The organism is Serratia sp. TMDUHS_CL (genome assembly GCF_037137105.1).
Classification (GTDB): Bacteria; Pseudomonadota; Gammaproteobacteria; order Enterobacterales; family Enterobacteriaceae; genus Serratia; species Serratia nevei.
This window is the reverse complement of sequence record NZ_JBBBDV010000003.1, coordinates 140,032-156,795: the sequence shown is the minus strand read 5'-3', so window position 1 is coordinate 156,795 and position 16,764 is coordinate 140,032. Positions and strand designations below refer to the sequence as shown.

General features: G+C 62.4%; 17 protein-coding genes. 4 read left to right on the top strand and 13 right to left on the bottom strand.

The genetic code is table 11. The annotated features are described in order from the left end of the window. Nucleotides 1-60: 60 nt before the first annotated feature. The 8 genes from dedD to WCL58_RS07820 form a co-directional block, all read right to left on the bottom strand. A complete protein-coding gene (gene dedD / locus WCL58_RS07855; protein WP_336850832.1) occupies nt 61-810 on the bottom strand; it encodes a cell division protein DedD in 750 nt (249 codons plus the stop codon). After that, nucleotides 811-2,076 carry a bifunctional tetrahydrofolate synthase/dihydrofolate synthase gene (folC, locus tag WCL58_RS07850; protein ID WP_047730185.1) on the bottom strand — a complete coding sequence of 422 codons (1,266 nt, stop codon included), beginning with the start codon at nt 2,074-2,076 and terminating at the stop codon, nt 811-813. It abuts the gene before it with no gap. 190 nt (nt 2,077-2,266) lie between these two features. After that, complete coding sequence (accD, locus tag WCL58_RS07845) at nt 2,267-3,175, bottom strand: acetyl-CoA carboxylase, carboxyltransferase subunit beta (RefSeq protein ID WP_004936126.1); 909 nt, start codon at nt 3,173-3,175, stop codon at nt 2,267-2,269. A 232-nt stretch (nt 3,176-3,407) separates the two neighbouring features. Then, nucleotides 3,408-4,070, bottom strand: coding sequence for a DedA family protein (locus WCL58_RS07840; protein ID WP_004936130.1), 663 nt, complete (start codon nt 4,068-4,070; stop codon nt 3,408-3,410). A 78-nt stretch (nt 4,071-4,148) separates the two neighbouring features. Beyond that, nucleotides 4,149-4,970 carry a tRNA pseudouridine(38-40) synthase TruA gene (truA, locus tag WCL58_RS07835; protein ID WP_055311861.1) on the bottom strand — a complete coding sequence of 274 codons (822 nt, stop codon included), beginning with the start codon at nt 4,968-4,970 and terminating at the stop codon, nt 4,149-4,151. Continuing rightward, nucleotides 4,970-5,980 carry an aspartate-semialdehyde dehydrogenase gene (locus WCL58_RS07830; protein WP_060420019.1) on the bottom strand — a complete coding sequence of 337 codons (1,011 nt, stop codon included), beginning with the start codon at nt 5,978-5,980 and terminating at the stop codon, nt 4,970-4,972. Before WCL58_RS07830 ends, truA begins: the two co-directional genes overlap by 1 nt. 110 nt (nt 5,981-6,090) lie before the next feature. Further along, complete coding sequence (gene pdxB, locus WCL58_RS07825; protein WP_336850831.1) at nt 6,091-7,212, bottom strand: 4-phosphoerythronate dehydrogenase PdxB; 1,122 nt, start codon at nt 7,210-7,212, stop codon at nt 6,091-6,093. 53 nt (nt 7,213-7,265) lie between these two features. Then, nucleotides 7,266-8,039 (bottom strand): AraC family transcriptional regulator, encoded by a 774-nt coding sequence (locus WCL58_RS07820; RefSeq protein WP_038876456.1) that lies wholly within the window; start codon nt 8,037-8,039, stop codon nt 7,266-7,268. Nucleotides 8,040-8,156: 117 nt separating this feature from the next. Here WCL58_RS07820 and WCL58_RS07815 point away from each other — a divergent pair, with 117 nt between their 5' ends. Further along, nucleotides 8,157-9,077, top strand: coding sequence for a DMT family transporter (locus tag WCL58_RS07815; protein WP_336850829.1), 921 nt, complete (start codon nt 8,157-8,159; stop codon nt 9,075-9,077). Here the strand turns inward: WCL58_RS07815 and WCL58_RS07810 are convergent. The 3 genes from WCL58_RS07810 to WCL58_RS07800 all read right to left on the bottom strand — a co-directional run bounded on the left by WCL58_RS07810 (nt 9,074) and on the right by WCL58_RS07800 (nt 11,650). Then, complete coding sequence (locus WCL58_RS07810; protein WP_087763413.1) at nt 9,074-10,492, bottom strand: sensor histidine kinase; 1,419 nt, start codon at nt 10,490-10,492, stop codon at nt 9,074-9,076. The genes WCL58_RS07815 and WCL58_RS07810 overlap by 4 nt on opposite strands. Next, nucleotides 10,479-11,153 (bottom strand): transcriptional regulator TctD, encoded by a 675-nt coding sequence (tctD, locus tag WCL58_RS07805; protein WP_038876462.1) that lies wholly within the window; start codon nt 11,151-11,153, stop codon nt 10,479-10,481. Before tctD ends, WCL58_RS07810 begins: the two co-directional genes overlap by 14 nt. 167 nt (nt 11,154-11,320) lie before the next feature. Next, on the bottom strand, nt 11,321-11,650 hold the full coding sequence (locus WCL58_RS07800) for a hypothetical protein (RefSeq protein ID WP_049200156.1): 330 nt from the start codon (nt 11,648-11,650) through the stop codon (nt 11,321-11,323). 276 nt (nt 11,651-11,926) lie between these two features. On the opposite strand from WCL58_RS07800, the gene WCL58_RS07795 reads away from it, so the two are divergent. Genes WCL58_RS07795 through WCL58_RS07785 form a run of 3 tightly spaced genes read left to right on the top strand, consistent with a single transcriptional unit; the run spans nt 11,927 to nt 14,883 of the window. Continuing rightward, a complete protein-coding gene (locus WCL58_RS07795) occupies nt 11,927-12,907 on the top strand; it encodes a Bug family tripartite tricarboxylate transporter substrate binding protein (RefSeq protein ID WP_336850828.1) in 981 nt (326 codons plus the stop codon). A 15-nt stretch (nt 12,908-12,922) separates the two neighbouring features. Continuing rightward, the gene (locus WCL58_RS07790) at nt 12,923-13,354 is read left to right on the top strand and encodes a tripartite tricarboxylate transporter TctB family protein (protein ID WP_049200155.1); all 432 of its coding nucleotides are present in this window, start codon (nt 12,923-12,925) and stop codon (nt 13,352-13,354) included. Between the two features lie 11 nt (nt 13,355-13,365). After that, on the top strand, nt 13,366-14,883 hold the full coding sequence (locus tag WCL58_RS07785; protein WP_016926872.1) for a tripartite tricarboxylate transporter permease: 1,518 nt from the start codon (nt 13,366-13,368) through the stop codon (nt 14,881-14,883). A 34-nt stretch (nt 14,884-14,917) separates the two neighbouring features. Here WCL58_RS07785 and WCL58_RS07780 read toward each other — a convergent pair whose 3' ends face one another. Next, the gene (locus WCL58_RS07780) at nt 14,918-15,547 is read right to left on the bottom strand and encodes a CatB-related O-acetyltransferase (RefSeq protein WP_336850826.1); all 630 of its coding nucleotides are present in this window, start codon (nt 15,545-15,547) and stop codon (nt 14,918-14,920) included. 156 nt (nt 15,548-15,703) lie between these two features. Continuing rightward, a complete protein-coding gene (locus WCL58_RS07775) occupies nt 15,704-16,699 on the bottom strand; it encodes a DMT family transporter (RefSeq protein WP_049200152.1) in 996 nt (331 codons plus the stop codon). Between the last annotated feature and the right edge of the window lie 65 nt (nt 16,700-16,764).

The following is a 16,764-nucleotide window of genomic DNA, read 5'->3' as shown; positions in this document are numbered from 1 at the left end:
CTCGCTTTCTCTCCACCACTCCTTAATTCAGGGGCGCATCGTGCTGCGCCCCCGCGGGGTTTAACGGCCGTACGGTTTCACCTGCCCGCTCAGCCCGCTGATCGAGTTCAGCGACGGCAGCGCCGCCTGCAGCTTCTGCTTGGAAGCGTCCGGGCCAACGTAGATGCGGGTGATCTGCCCCTGCACCGGCGTTGACGGCACGGTAAAGGCGCGATAGCCCGAGAGGCGCAGCGAGGCGACAATCTCATTCGCCTTGGCGGCGTTTTTCAACGCCCCGAGCTGCACGACATAGGCTTGTCCAGCCGGCGCTTTTTCTTCCGCCGGTTTCGGCTGCGGTGCCGGTTCAGGCTTCGGCGTCGGTTCAGGTTTTGGTTCCGGCTTCGGCGCCGGCTTCACTTCTACCGGCTTCGGTTGCGGTGCCGGTTTCGGCTTCACTTCTACCGGTTTGGTTTCTACCGGTTTCGGCTTGGGCTGCGGCACCGGTTGAGGACGCGTTTCGACCGGAGGCGGTGCCACCTGCGTCGGCTGCTGAGCAGTCTGCCGCGCCGCCTGTTGCGCCGCCGCTTCGTTGGTCGCCTGCTGCTCGACCAGCGCGCCCGCTCCTTCCGGCGGCTGTGCCGGCAGCGGCTGCGTCACCGGCGGCAGCACGTCGTTCTCTTCGACATCGCCCGCCTTCGGCACCAACGGAATGGCCGCGAATTCATCCTCGTAATGCTTCTTTTTGCCGTCCAGCAGCCCTGGCAGGATGATTACCCCCAGCGCCACCAGAATCACGGTTCCGACCAGTCGGTTCTGAAATTTACTCGCCACTCACACTCCCCGCATCTCGTCTAACGCCGCCATCACCTGCGCCACGGTGTGGAACGATCCACAGACGATCACAATATCCTGTTTATCAGCATCCTGCATAGCCTGCCGCCAGGCAGTTTCGACATCATTAAAGCGGCGCGGTTCCGTCAGATGTTGCGCCAGCTGTTCGACGCTGGCACCGCGCGGCCCGTCGAGCGGCGCGCAGTACCATTCATCCACCTGCTCACTGAGGCAGGCCAGCGTGCCGGCGATGTCTTTGTCCGACAGCATGCCCACCACCGCGCGCACCTTGCCGCCGTCGCGCGGCAGTTTGGCCAGGCGCCCGGCCAGATAGCCGGCGGCGTGCGGGTTGTGCGCCACGTCGAGGATCAGCGTCGGCTCCCGCCGCACGATCTGGAAACGCCCCGGCAGCGTCGCCTGTTGCAGCCCGGTGAAGATCGCGCGTTCGTCGATTTCCAGCGGGGAGCAGTTCAGCGCCGCCAGCGCGGTAGCGGCGTTGGCCAGCGGTACGTTCGGCGTCGGCAGATCGGTCAGCAGCGTGTCGCCGCCCTGCCACTGCCAGCGATCGCCCTGCTCGCTGAAGCTCCAGGCTTCGCCGCGGCGATACAGCGGCGCGCCCAGCGTTTCGGCAACCTGACGAATGCTGTCCGGCATGTCGGGTTCGCCCACCACCGCCGGCTTGCCGCTGCGGAAAATACCGGCCTTCTCGCGGCCGATGCTTTCGCGATCGTTGCCCAGCCAGTCGGTGTGATCGAGCGCGATGCTGGTGATCACCGCCACGCTCGGATCGACGATGTTGGTGGCGTCGAGACGCCCGCCCAGCCCCACTTCCAGGATCACCACGTCGAGCCGCGCCTGTTTGAACAGCTGCAGCGCCGACAGGGTGCCGAATTCGAAATAGGTCAGCGACGTTTCGCCGCGGCCGGCTTCAATGGCGGCGAACGAGCGGCTGTGCTCCGCTTCGCTCAGCTCTTCCCCCTGAATGCGCACGCGTTCGGTATAGCGCACCAGATGCGGCGAACTGTAGACGCCGACGCGCAGGCCGGCGGCCAGCAGAATGGCTTCGAGGGTGCGACAGGTGGTGCCTTTGCCGTTGGTGCCGGCAACGGTGAACACCGTGGGAGCGGGGGTCAGTAAATCCAGATGCGCCGCGACGCGCTGTACGCGCTCAAGGCCGAGTTCGATCGCCTGGCTGTGCAGACGTTCCAGATAATAAAGCCACGAGCTCAATGGCGACGTGGCTTGAGGAATTTGGTGGTTTTGCATGAGTCCCATCACTGAACTTGGGTTCATTAATCCATCAGGGCACCACCCTCACCGCGGTAAAGGCGATGCGCTTCGTGACTGCCGCCAGCCTGCAAACCGCAGCGAGAGGGCTGCGGCCGGCAGGGAACGGGCATCAGCCGTCACTTAGCCACAAAGTGGCGGCTGAACCCGGGCGGGATCTGTCTTTGCCTCAGGCGTCGGCCTGCTGCTCCGGCTCAATGACCGGCGCGGCCTCATCGAAATGCGGCTGCGGCTGGTTGGTCAGCTTGGACAGAATGCTCGCCAGCGTCTGGCGCATTTCCGGACGGCGAACAATCATGTCGATCGCGCCTTTTTCGATCAGGAACTCGCTGCGCTGGAAGCCCGGCGGCAATTTCTCGCGCACGGTCTGCTCGATGACGCGCGGGCCGGCAAAGCCGATCAGCGCTTTCGGCTCGGCGATGTTGATGTCGCCCAGCATCGCCAGGCTGGCGGAGACGCCGCCCATGGTCGGGTCGGTCAGCACGGAGATGTACGGCAAGCCGCGCTCCTGCATTTTGGCCAACGCCGCGCTGGTTTTCGCCATCTGCATCAGCGACATCAGCGCTTCCTGCATGCGCGCGCCGCCGCTGGCGGAGAAGCACACCAGCGGACAGTTGTCCTCCAGCGCCTGCTCAACCGCACGCACGAAGCGCGCGCCGACCACGGAAGACATCGAGCCGCCGATGAAGGCGAATTCGAAGGAGGCTGCGACGATCGGCATGCCATACAGCGTGCCCTTCATCACCACCAGCGCGTCTTTCTCACCGGTCGCTTTCTGTGCGGCGACCAGGCGATCTTTATAGCGCTTGGAATCCTTGAATTTCAGAACGTCTTTCGGCTCCAGATCGCTGCCCAGCTCCACTTCGCTGCCTTCGTCCAGCAGGGTATGCAGACGCGCGCGCGCGCCCATACGCATGTGGTGGTCGCACTTCGGACACACTTCCAGATTACGCTCCAGCTCGGCGCGGTAGAGAACCTGGCCGCAGCTGTCGCATTTGGTCCAGACCCCTTCAGGAATGCTCGCCTTACGGGTTTGTGTGATATTGCTTTTGTTAAGAATTCGTTCAATCCAGCTCATCGATGACCTTTCTGTTTGAACCTGGCACACGCCAGTCCGCTGTTCATGCTTTAACAATCCCCCCGAAAACACCCCAATGAAAAAATGCCCGTTCGCGGCGCGGCAAGCGCGGCGACTGAGGCATCGGCTTCAGGGTTGTTCGCAGGAACAGACCATAATGTCGCTCATTAAACCATATCGGCCCGACGCTGTGGACAAAAAACTGGTCGAACCGACAGGTTAAACGATGTTTTTACTGTTTTTGCTGGCGGGCGGCCGCGCGCTTGTGGCGCCAAATTTCAATCACGCCCGGCAGAATCGAAACGATGATGATCCCTACGATCAACAGTTTCAGGTTCTCCTGCACCACCGGCAGATCGCCGAACAGGTAGCCAGCATAGGTGAAGAGCAGCACCCAAACCAGTGCACCAATCACGTTGTAGGCGGCGAAGTGGCGATAGGACATATGCCCCATCCCGGCGACGAACGGCGCAAAAGTACGCACGATCGGCACGAATCGCGCCAAAATAATCGTTTTCCCGCCGTGTTTTTCATAGAACTGGTGCGTCTTGTCCAGGTAGCTGCGGCGGAAAATTTTCGAATTCGGGTTGCTGAACAGCTTCTCGCCGAACAGCCGCCCGATAGTGTAGTTCACCGCATCGCCGATGATCGCCGCCACGGCCATCAACGCCACCATGGTATGCACGTTCAGATCGTTGGTCGGCAACGCCGCCAGCGCACCGGCGACAAACAGCAAGGAATCCCCCGGCAGGAACGGCGTCACCACCAGACCGGTTTCGCAAAACAGAATCAGGAACAGAATAGCGTAGACCCACATGCCGTATTGTGCGACCAGTTCGGCCAGGTGCACATCAATATGCAGAATGAAATCAATAATAAACTTGATGATATCCATAAATTCTCTCATTGATGCCGAGTGTTTCAATCACCCGGCAGAAGCACAAGGGAGCGACGCTTTCAGGCGTGCCGGCGTTTAATCGTCGGGTAAAAACAGCGGCCCCATCGGCGGCCGCGGTAGACCAAAGTGGTCAGGGTAATCCACGGCAACCAGATACAGCCCCTCGGCTCGCGCCGTCGCCGCCGCCAGGTTGCGATCCTTCAGCGCCAGCAACTCGGCCATCCAGTTCTCATCCTGATTGCCGCAGCCGATCTCCATCAGGCTGCCGACGATGTTGCGAACCATGTGATGCACGAAGGCATTCGCCTTGATATCTACCACAATATATTCGCCGTAGCGCGTAACCTTAACGTGTTTTACGCAGCGCCACGGGGTGCGCGACTGACATTGCACCGCGCGGAACGAAGTGAAGTCGTTTTCGCCCAGCAGCGCCTGCGCCGCCCGATGCATGCGATCGGCGTCCAGCGGGTGATAAAAATGCGTCACCCCCTGTTGCAGCACCGCCGGCCGGTAGCGATGGTTGAAAATAATATAGCGGTAGCGGCGCGCGGTGGCGCTGAAACGCGCGTGAAAATCGTCGGCAACGGGGCTCACCCAACGCACCGCGATATCCGGCGGCAGATGGGTATTTACCCCCATCGTCCAGGCGGCGTCCTTGCGGCGCGCGGTGGTTTCGAAATGCACCACCTGCCCGGTGGCGTGCACCCCGGCGTCGGTACGCCCGGCGCACAGCACGCTAATCGGCGCATCCGCCACCTTGCTCAACGCCTGCTCCAGGCGTTGCTGCACGCTGGCCACTTCTTGCTGCCGCTGCCAGCCGTAGTACCGGCTGCCGTCATATTCGATGCCCAGCGCAATTTTCAGCGTTGGCTGAACGGGCGAGACCACCTCAGACATCAGTACATCTGCTCCTGCACCAAACGCTCGGCGGTTTCGATAGCCATCAATGCGCCGCCGAAGCGCACATTGTCCGCCACCGTCCAGAACTGCAACAGCTCGGGGATGCCGTAATCGTTACGCAGACAACCGATGCTGAGCGCATCGCTGCCGGAGGCGTCGGTGACCTGAGTCGGGTAATCGTCCTCTTCGCTCAGCTGAATGTCCTCGATCTCTTCGAGCTCGCTGCGCGCCTCTTCGGCGGACAGCGGGCGCAGCGCTTCCAGGTGCACCACCTGCGCGTGGCCGTAAAACACCGGCGACTGAACGCAGCTCACCGAAATCGGCAGCCCTTCATCCTGCAGCACCTTGCGCACCTGATCGACGATCAGGCGTTCTTCGCGCACGCTACCCTGCTCGTCGGCAATCAGCGGCAACAGGTTGAACGCCAGCTGCTTGCCGAAAACGCCTTCCTCGGCCGGGATGCCGTTCAGCAGGCGCGCGCTCTGGCCGGCCAAGTCGTCCACCGCCACCTTGCCGCGCGACGATACCGACATCAGCGTGGTGACGTGCAGACGCGACAGCCCCGCCTGTTCGGTCAGCGGCTTGATCGCCGTCAGCAGCTGGCTGACCATGCTGTCGGCCACCGCCACGATATTGCGGTTGCGGTAATCCGCCAGCACCTGCGGGTTAACGCCCGGCACCACCAGCGGCACATCCGGCTCCATGGCGAACAGGCCGCTGGTGTCGATCACCAGGCAGCCCATGTTGCCAGCTTCTTCGGCATAGCGCGCGGACGCTTCGCTGCCGGCGACGAAGAAGGCCAGCTGCGCCTGTGACCAGTCGAACTCTTCGGCGTTTTGCACCAGAAGAGACTTGCCGTTGAAGCGCACATTGGCGCCCGCGCTGCGTTCGCTTGCCAGAGGATAGAGCTCACCCACCGGGAACTGGCGTTCCTGCAACAATTCCAGCAACGCTTCACCTACCGCGCCAGTGGCGCCGAGCAGCGCGATATTCCAGCCGTCAGACATCGGGTTTTCTCCAGAGTATTTCATTCATAAAAGCAGACGGGCAGTGCAATCACCGCCCGATAATCTTTGCCGCTCACTGTAGCGGCGTTGGCTTAAGACAACCTTACGCGCTATGCCACGCTGAAACCCAGCTTGCCGAGCAGCTCGGCGCTGGCGCTGTCATCGCATTGCACGGCCAGCGACGACCACTCGCGGCGTTCCTGATAGTGCTTGCGCAGGCGATCGAATTCGCCCGGTTGTCCGGCGACTTTGCGCAGCGGCGCATCATCGCGGCGCACATCATACACCAAGTGCATCAATCGTTTTAACCGCGCTTCATCCAGCGGCCCGTTGAGGCGGATCTGGCTGAACTCCGGCACCGGCAGCAGCGAGGCCAGCGCCACCTGCTGCGGCTGCCCCAGATGGCGGCTGAACGCTTCGAACACCTGAGTGGTGCCGCGCGCCTTGCCTTCCAGCGTATACCCGGCGATGTGTGCAGTGCCGATATCCACCCGCGCCAGCAGCGGCAAGGAGAGATCCGGCTCCGGTTCCCACACGTCCAGCACCGTGCTCAGCTTTTTGCCCTTTTCCAGCGCCTGCAACAACGCGGCGTTATCCACCACCGGCCCGCGGCAGGCGTTGATCAGAATGCAGTTGTCCGGCAGCGCCGCCAACAGATCGGCGTCCGCCAGATGCAGCGAATGGTATGGGCCGGATTTATTCAGCGGCGTATGGAAGGTCAACACGTCGGCCTCGGCCACCAGCTTCTCCAGCGGCCAAAACTCCCCGGCGTCGCCGCGATCGGCACGCGGCGGATCGCACAGCAGCGTGCGCACGCCCAGCGCTTTGAGGCGCGCGTCCAGGCGGGAACCGACGTTGCCCACGCCGATGATGCCGACGGTTTTATCCCGCAGATGGAAGCCATCGCGTTCGGCCAGCAGCATCAAGGCAGAGAACACATACTCGACCACCGCAATGGCGTTGCAGCCCGGTGCGGCGGAAAAGCCGATGCCCTGCCGTTGCAGCCAGGCGTCATCGACGTGATCGGTGCCGGCGGTGGCGGTACCGACAAAGCCGATGCGGCTGCCGGCCAGCAACGCTTCATTGACCTTGGTGACCGAACGCACCATCAGCGCATCGGCATCCGCCAGCGCCTCACGCGGGATCGGGCGGCCCGGCACTGCCTGCACGTCGCCCAGGCGGCTGAACAGCTCGGCCGCGTACGGCATATTTTCATCAACCAGAATTTTCACTGCGTTCTCCGACGGTTTACGGCTATTTGTCTGCGAAATAGTGTGCCACTGAATCAGGCACGGCGAAAGCGCTCAGGGGTGGTGCCGGCGATCTGCTGGAACATGACGATAAACGCCGACGCGGAGCTGTAGCCGACGTCCAGCGCCACGTCCTGCACGGTCTTGCCCTGCTCGAGCAGCGACACGGCATGCAGGAAACGCAGGCGCTGGCGCCATTCGCTGAACGACATGCCCAGATCCTGCTGGCAGCGGCGCGACAGCGTGCGCTCGGTGGTGTAGACCCGAGCCGCCCACGCCGCCAGCGAGGTGTTGTCCGCCGGGCAGTGCTCCAGCGCTTCCAGCACCGGCGCCAAAAATTTGTCGTCCGACGACGGCAGATAGGTTTGCTGGCGCGGCGACAGGCGCAGCTGGTCGATCAGCACCTGGCACAGGCGCAAATCCTCTTCCGTTTGCGGAATGTACTGCTTACGCGCATAGAAATCCTCGGCGATGGCGCGGAATATCGGCGTCACGCTCACCAGGCAAGGGTCGGCCGGCATGCCGGCACACAGCGCCGGCGTAATGTCCACCATGCGGCACTGCGCCAGCCGCTGGTTATAGCAGGAGTGTTCGATGCCGGCCGGCGCCCACAGCACGAACTCCGGCGGCGCCAGAAAGCGCTGCCCGCCGATGCGCAGCACCATCACCCCGGCTTTGACCCACATCAACTGGCCCCAGGTGTGGCTGTGCGGCTGGAATTCGGTGCGCGCGTTGAACTCCTCGCAGCGGAACTGCACCGGCTTCGGCGCCGGGATCAGCGACTCGGGGAAATGGCGGATTTCTGGCATGGTTTCGTCCCGTGATTTGTCTTGTTTACGCCGATTTTTGTCTGGATATCGCTATATATGATAAACCGGACACGCGTAGACTAGCCAGCATGTTGGACGTTATTGAGAATAATTATCATGAATATGCTTTTCCCGCTGTTGGCCGTGCTGATTTGGTCGATTAACGCCGTCGTCAGCAAACTCTCCGCCACCGCCATCGATCCGGCGGCCATCTCGCTCTACCGCTGGCTGCTGGCGTTGATTGCCCTGACGCCGTTCGTGCTGCCGGGCGTGCTGCGCAACTGGGCGCAGGTGTGCGCCAACTGGTGGAAATTGATGATCCTCGGTTTGCTGGGCATGGTGCTGTACCAAAGCCTGGCGTATTACGCCGCACACAGCGTCAGCGCGCTGTTTATGGGCATCATCGTATCGCTGATCCCGCTGCTGACCATCCTGATCAGCATCGTACTGCTGCGCATTGCACCAACCGTCGGCGTGCTGCTCGGCAGCATACTCTCCTTCTGCGGCCTGATCTGGCTGGTCAGCGGCGGTCAGCCCGGCGTGCTGCTGCAGCACGGTATCGGCAAGGGGGAATTGATGATGCTGCTCGCCACCGCCTCTTACGCGCTGTATGGCGTGTTGACCAAACGCTGGGCCATCGCGCTGCCGAACTGGCAATCGCTGTACGTGCAGATCTTGTTCGGCGTGCTGTTGCTGCTGCCTAATTTCCTGATGGCGCAGGATGTCGGCTTGAACGGCCATAACCTGCCGCTGGTGCTGTTCGCCGGCATTCCGGCTTCGATTATCGCCCCGTTCCTGTGGATCCAGGGCGTGATGCGCCTGGGCGCCAATACCGCCTCGATCTTTATGAACCTGGCGCCGGTGTTTACCGCCGCTATCGCCGTGCTGTTCCTGCATGAGCAGCTGCACGGTTACCACCTGATCGGCGGCGGCATCACCCTGCTGGGCGTTATTCTGTCGCAGCGGCTGCGCACGCCGCTGACGCGTAAAGCCAAAGCCCCGGCGGCCGACGTCGAATCCTGCAAAGAACAGGCCTAAGGCAGCAGCCTGAAACGCACCCGCACCAACAGGCCGCCCAGCGCGGCGGAGCTCAGCAGCTCCGGGCGGGTGCCGTGATACGCAGTGATGTCCTTCACCAGCGCCAACCCCAGGCCGGCGCCCGGCTGATCGCCCACGTTGTCCAGCCGATGAAACGGCTGCAGCGCCAGCGCCTTGTCCTGCAAGGCGATGCCGGGGCCGCTGTCTTCAATCTCCAGCACGCCTTCCCCTGCCGCCTGATCCTGAGTGAGGCGCGCGGTCACCACGCCCTGACGCGGCGTGTATTTCAGCGCGTTGTCCAGCAGGTTGGCGCACAGTTCGGCCAACAGCAGCGGTTCCCCCGCCACCTGGCACGCCGCCTCGCCTTCAAATCCGAGATCGATCTGTTTACTGCGCGCCTGCGGCAAGCGGGAAAAACAGGCGTCGCGCAGCACCTGCGCCAGATTGACCGGCTGCAGCTGGCGCTCGGCCCGGTGCTCGCTGGCCTTCAGGCGTGAGAGATGCAGCAGGCGGTCGGTCAGCGCCACGGTATTATCCAGCGTCGCGCTCATCGCCTGCAGGCTTTCGCGCCACTGCTGCGGCCGGTCGCTGGCCAGCGCTACCCCAACCTGAGTCTTCAACACCGCCAGCGGCGTGCGCAGTTGGTGCGAAGCATCGGCGCTGAAACGCTCCTGGCGCGCCACCATCAGCCGCAGCCGTTCGATATAGCGATTGAACGCCACCAGCAGCGGCTGCATCTCCGACCACGGCAATACCCGCGGCAGGGGCGTCAGCTCGCCCGGATCGCGCCGCAGCATGATGCCGGAGAGCTTGCGCATCGGCTTCAACACCCGCTTGAGCAGCGCGAACGCCAGAATCAGGGTCAACACCACCACCGTGCCCTGGCTCAACAGCGCCGCGATCATCATCTGTCGCGCCAGGTAACGGCGCGACTCCAGGGTTTCCGCCACCAGAATGGTCGCCATGCCGCTCACGCCCGACTCGTTGATCGGTTGAAACAGCGCCGCCACGCGGATCGCCCGGCCTAGGTATTCCGCATCGTAAAAATGCACCAGCGCCGGGTAGAGCGTGGAACGCGGGATATGGGGCGGCAACGACGGCAAATCGTCATAGCCCGAAATGCTTTTCCCCTGCGGCGAGATCACCTCGTAATAGAGCTGATCGTTCATGTTGCGCTCGAAGCTGTCGAGCACCACATAGGGCACATCAACCGCCAGCTTGCCGTCGCGCACCACCAGCCGCTCCGCCACGGTGCGCGCCGACGCCAGCAGCGTGCGATCGTAAGCCAGGGTGGCGGCGCTCATGGCGCTGAAATAGTGGGTGTAGATCGAGATGCCGCCCAACGCCACCAGCGGCAGGCCAAAAAACAGCAGCAGTTGATAGAACAACGATCGCGGCGCGTTAAACCACCGCATTGCACCGCTCCAGGCTGTAACCCAGACCGCGCAGCGTGATGATTGCCACGTCGCTGCCCTGCAGCTTTTTCCGCAAACGGTGTACGTAAAGCTCGATGCTCTCCGGATTGGCCTCGTCGGACAGCGTAAACACCTGCTCGAACAGCTGCTGCTTGGCCACCGGGCGGCCGCGGCGGTGCATCAACGCGGTCAACACCGCCAGTTCGCGCGGCGTCAGCGCCAGCGGCTTGCCTTCCAGCAGGAAATAGCCTTCGTCGTGATAGGTCAACGCGCCGTACTGTAACGCCGGCTGCGCGGCGCCGACGCTGCGGCGCAGCAGCGCCCGAATGCGCGCTTCCAGCTCGTCCAGTTCGAACGGCTTGGTGAGGTAATCGTCCGCCCCCAGATTCAGGCCCTTCACCCGATCGGCCACGTCGGTGCGCGCCGTCAGCAGCAGCACCGGCAGATCCTGCCCGCGCTTGCGCAGGCGCGCCAGCAAATCCAGGCCGTTCAAACGCGGCAGCGCCACATCCAACACCGCCAGCGCATAGCGTTCGTTGAGCAACAGATGATCGGCCGCCACGCCGTCCGGGGCGACGTCGACGGCAAAGCCGGCGCCGGTCAGCGCCTTTTGCAACCAGTGAGACAGCTCGGGGTGATCTTCAACCAATAACAGTCGCATGTTTCCATTCCATTGATTTACCTGAACAACCTGACGCCGATAGCGCGCTTGTTAACAGATCGATAACAGAGAATGGCATGGAAAATAAGGGGATAAAAGAGCGCCGCGCCGCCAGTTTTGGGAGCTGGCACACAATTATGCATATGGAGCGCGATCGCAGGCCGGTATCAGATCAGCGGAATCGGGCTGTCGGCAACGGCAATGTCCAGCACCGGGCGCAGCTTGTCGGCGGTAAACGGTGAAGAAACCAGCACGGAGCGATTGTTGGCGGCAAACACCAGATCGATGCCGGTCACGCAGGCGGTCATCTGGCAGGCATACTTTTCACCGTCGGCATTGACGAAATGCAGCTCAAATACGCCAATATCGGCGCGCAGCCGCTTTAAACGACACTGCCCGGTTTCACCGGTCATCTCTGCATAGACCTCCGGCAGCCGTTTAATCGCGCACACTTTGGCGCTGTCCCTGCCACCAAACAATTTCCCTAACGAAAACATATTACTGCGTCTCTATTCATTTCATTGCTCATGATTCTATCGCGAAAGCAGAACCGCAAACCTGATATTACGCAGGATTTTGGCCGGTTTTGCCCCCTGTTCTTCTCTTCCTTTCTATGGTAGCGCACCCGCTCTCCGCTCGCGACAAGCGACCCCAATCACAGACTGGAAACTTTTCCGACCGCTGAAAGGTAAATGAAAGGTTGTTGTTTTAACAATCCTGCAACCGCACCCGGCGGGATTTCACAACCAGAACAATACCGAGGGCAAGTCACAATGAAAAAAATAATGACCCGTACCTTTACCGCCGCCGCCCTGCTGCTGGCGGCCAATCAGGCCTTTGCCGTGGAAGCGCCCAAACGCACCGAATGCATCGCGCCGGCCAAGCCCGGCGGCGGCTTCGATCTGACCTGCAAGCTGATTCAGGTGTCGCTGCAGGACACCAAGGCCATCGATAAGCCGATGCGCGTCACCTATATGCCCGGCGGCGTCGGCGCAGTGGCCTACAACGCCATCGTCGCGCAGCGCCCGGCGGAGTTCGGCACCGTGGTGGCCTTCTCCGGCGGCTCGCTGCTCAATCTGGCCCAGGGCAAGTTCGGCCGCTATAACGTGGACGACGTGAAATGGCTGGCGGCGGTCGGTACCGACTACGGCATGATCGCGGTGCGCGCCGACTCGCCTTACAAAACCCTGAAAGACCTGATGGACGCCTTCCAAAAAGATCCCAACAGCGTGGTGTTCGGCGCCGGCGCCTCCATCGGCAGCCAGGACTGGATGAAAACCGCGCTGCTGGCGCGCGAAGTCGGCGTGGATCCGCGCAAGATGCGCTATGTGGCATTCGAAGGCGGCGGTGAGCCGGTCACCGCGCTGCTCGGCAACCATATCCAGGCGGTCTCCGGTGACCTGAGCGAGATGGTGCCTTATCTGCAGGGCGACAAGATCCGCGTGCTGGCGGTGTATGCCGAGCAACGTCTGCCGGGCCAGCTGGCCGACATTCCCACCGCCAAAGAGCAGGGATACAGCCTGGTGTGGCCGATCATTCGCGGCTTCTACGTCGGGCCGAAAGTCAGCGATGAAGAGTATCAGTGGTGGATCTACACCTTCCAGAAAATGATGGCGACCGACGAATTCAAGCAACAGCGCGATCTGCGCGGCCTGTTCGAATTCAACATGACCGGCAAAGAGCTGGACGCCTACGTGAAGAATCAGGTTGCCCAATACCGTGAGCAGGCAAAAGTGTTCGGCCTGGCCAAATAACCGCAGGGGAAAACCATGAGCGATCGTATTTTTGCCGGCTTCTGGCTGCTGCTGTGTATCGGCGGGCTGTTCATCGGCTGGGGCATCCAAAGCGAATACAGCTATGAACCGCTGGGGCCGCGCCCGTTCCCGCTGGCGATCCTCAGCCTGATGGCGCTGTGCGCGGCCCTGCTGTTGCTGCGCCGCCCGCAGGCGGTGGAGTGGCCGCACAACAAGGTGCTGCAGCGGCTGCTGGTGCTGGTGATCACCCTGGTGCTGTATGCCTGGGGCTTTGAATGGCTGGGCTTCCCGCTGGCGACCGCGCTGCTGACGTTCAGCATCGGCCTGCTGTTTCAAGCCAGCCTGCCGGCGGCGGCCATTTCCGGCGTCGTCATGGGCGCAGCGCTGTATTACGCCTTTGACCGACTTCTCGATGTCACACTGCCGCTCGGCGCCTGGCTGAGCTAACGGGAGCGATGATGGATACCTGGATGTATTTGACTCAAGGGTTCGAAGTGGCGCTGGTGCCGCAGAACCTGATTATCGCCCTGATCGGCTGCTTCGTCGGCACCATCGTCGGCCTGCTGCCGGGCCTCGGGCCGATCAACGGCGTGGCGATCCTGCTGCCGCTGGCGTTTGCCCTCAAGTTGCCGGCCGAATCGGCGCTGATCCTGCTGGCGACGGTGTATATCGGCTGCGAGTACGGCGGGCGCATCTCGTCGATACTGCTTAACGTACCGGGCGACGCGGCGGCGATCATGACCGCGCTGGACGGCTACCCGATGGCGCAGCAGGGGCGCGCCGGCGTGGCGTTGTCCATCTCGGCGGTCAGTTCGTTCGTTGGATCGATGATCGCCATCGGCGGCATCATCCTGTTCGCGCCGCTGCTGGCCCGCTGGTCACTGGCCTTCGGCCCGGCGGAGTATTTCGCTCTGATGGTGTTCGCCATCGCCTGCCTCGGCAGCATGATGAGCCAAAACCCGCTGAAATCGCTGCTGGCGGCGCTGATCGGCCTGGGGCTGGCGACGGTGGGCGTCGACGCCAACACCGGCGTTTACCGCTTTACCTTTGACAGCGTGCACCTCTCCGACGGCGTGCAGTTTATCGTGGTGGTGATCGGCCTGTTCTCGGTCAGCGAAATCCTGCTGATGCTGGAAAGCACCAGCGCCGGGCAAAAGCTGGTGCGTAAAACCGGCCGGTTGCTGTTCAACCGCAAAGAGGCGGCGCAGTGCGCAGGCCCAACCCTGCGCTCGTCGGTGATCGGCTTCTTCGTCGGCATTCTGCCGGGCGCCGGCGCCACTATCGCCAGTGCGCTGACCTACATGACCGAGAAGAAAATCAGCGGCAACAGCGACACCTTCGGCAAGGGTGACATCCGCGGCGTAGCGGCGCCGGAAGCGGCCAACAACGCCTCGGCCTGCGGTTCGTTCATTCCGATGCTGACGCTGGGGGTGCCGGGTTCCGGCACCACGGCGGTGATGATGGGTGCGCTGACGCTGTACAACATCACCCCCGGCCCGGCGATGTTCACCGAACAGCCGGATATCGTCTGGGGGCTGATCGCCGCGCTGCTGATCGCCAACGTCATTTTGCTGATCATGAACCTGCCGCTGGTCGGCCTGTTCACCCGCATGCTGACCATCCCGCTGTGGTTCCTGGTGCCGGCGATCGCCGCAGTGTCGGCGGTGGGGGTTTATGCGGTGCACAGCACCACCTTCGACCTGTTGCTGATGGTCGGGTTGGGCGTGTTCGGCTACATCCTGCGCAAAATGCACTTCCCGATGTCGCCGCTGATTCTGGGCTTCGTGCTGGGTGAGATGCTGGAGCAGAATCTGCGTCGCGCGCTGTCGATCAGCAACGGCGAGTTCGGCATTCTGTGGAGCAGCAGCATCGCGCAAACGCTGCTGGTGCTGGCGGTTGCGGTACTGGCGCTGCCGCCGCTGCTGCGCCTGATGCGCAAACGCCGCCAACCGGCGGCCGAGGCCAAAGCCGAGTAACGCGAAACGGGCGGGGATCCCCCGCCCGTTGTATTTAACGGCGTAGGGCCGCAATCCCCCTTTCCAACGCCTCGATATCGTCATCGGCGAGCAGGGGCTGAATCACCGCAAAGTCCGCCTCGGACAAGTCATAGAGGCGCAAGGCAAGCAACCGCGCGATGACCTCCGGCGCGAACCGCCAACGGATAAACCGCGCGGGGTTACCGCCGACGATGGCATAAGGCTCAACATCGCCGGCCACCACGCTGCCGGCGGCGACGATCGCCCCTTCGCCTATCGAGATTCCCGGCATCAGCATCGCCCGCATGCCGATCCAGCAACCGTCGCCCAGCCGGGTGTCGCCTTTAGAGAGGTACGCCTGCTTGATGGTTGCCATAAACGGATACAGGCTCAGCCAGTCGATGCGATGGGTATGGTTGCCGCCCATCAGGATCACCGCTTCGGCTGCGATGCACACGTAATCGCCAATCAGCAGGCGGTCTATTTCGCCCAGCGGCTGCCATTGCCGGCTGACCGCGTCGCCGTGCAGATAGCGCACTACCGAGCGCTCGAAGCCGTTATCCCAGCAGTCGCTGTAGTAGCTGTGGGTGCCTTTGACGATTATATTCGGGTTGGTCACCGTCTGATGCAGCAGCTCGGTTTTGGACCAGTGTTTTTCGGACATGGCGTATTCTCTTGTTACGGGAATAAAAGCCACGGAACGGAATGTCTGTGGCCGTGTTGTCGTTCACTCAACACGGTCATTCAAGCGATAAGCGCTCGTTTCAATCTCGGGTTATTCATCATTACGGCCTCTCTTGCGAGGCGTAATGGTAGCCGATCACGCCTCGGCGGTCTTGCTTTTCAACAGCAGCACCCCGCCCATCACCAGCGCGCTGCCCAGCAGCTGCAGCTGATTCATGCTCTCCCCCAGCAGGAAATAGGCGATCACCGCGGTGAACACCAGCTCCAGCGACAGGATCAGGTTGGCCACCGCCAGCGGCAGCGTTTTCAGGCTGATATTGTACAGCCCGAAGCCCAGCAGCGTCGGCCCGGCGGCCAGCGCCAGCAGCAACAGCCAGCCGCTCCACTGGATGCCCTGTGCGCCGTGCGACAGGAACCACAGAGAGCCGGCCATGCCGTGGAACGCCGCCAGCGGGAACGCCGTCAGCGCCGCGTTGAACACCAGCTGGTACAGCGCCGAAAAACCGAACACGTACAGGATGGTGTTCCACACCGGATAGCCGCGTTCGCTGGCCACCCGCCCGCCGAGGGTATACAGGGTATAACCGATGCCCGACAGCATCCCGACCAACAGCCCCAGCAGATCGAAGTGGCTGTTCCCCATGCTGTCGCCGTTGCTGACCAGGAAGCAACCGCCCAGGCTGATGGCGATCACCAGCAATTGGCGCAGCGTCAGGCGTTCGCTGTACATCACCCAGCCGAGGAACACGGTAAAGCCCACCGAGCAGTAGGTCAGAATGGTCGCCACCGACGCGCCGTTCAGCGCTACCGACAGCGTCCACAGGCTGTTGAACAGCGCCAGCAGCAGCCCGTAAAGTGCGTAGAACACCACCTGTTCACGGCGCAGGCGCGCCCACTGCGGTTTCACCAGCAACAGCAGCGGCAACAGCACCAGCGCCACCAGCGCCGCGCGCCAGAACGCCAGCACGAAGGTCGGCAGGTGATAGTACTCGGTCAGCGCGCGGATGATAATGGCGGTAAAGGCCAGCAACATGGCGCTGATAATAGCGATGACGTAACCCTGGTGGCTGCCCTGAAAGAGGCGCGCGCCGGGCAGCGCCGGCCGGGCGGAAACGCCTGACGGTAATGACATGAGATCCTCGGAGAAATGGCGACGTAAATGCTCAGGTGGACAGTGTAACGCGGCCATTTTTTCTC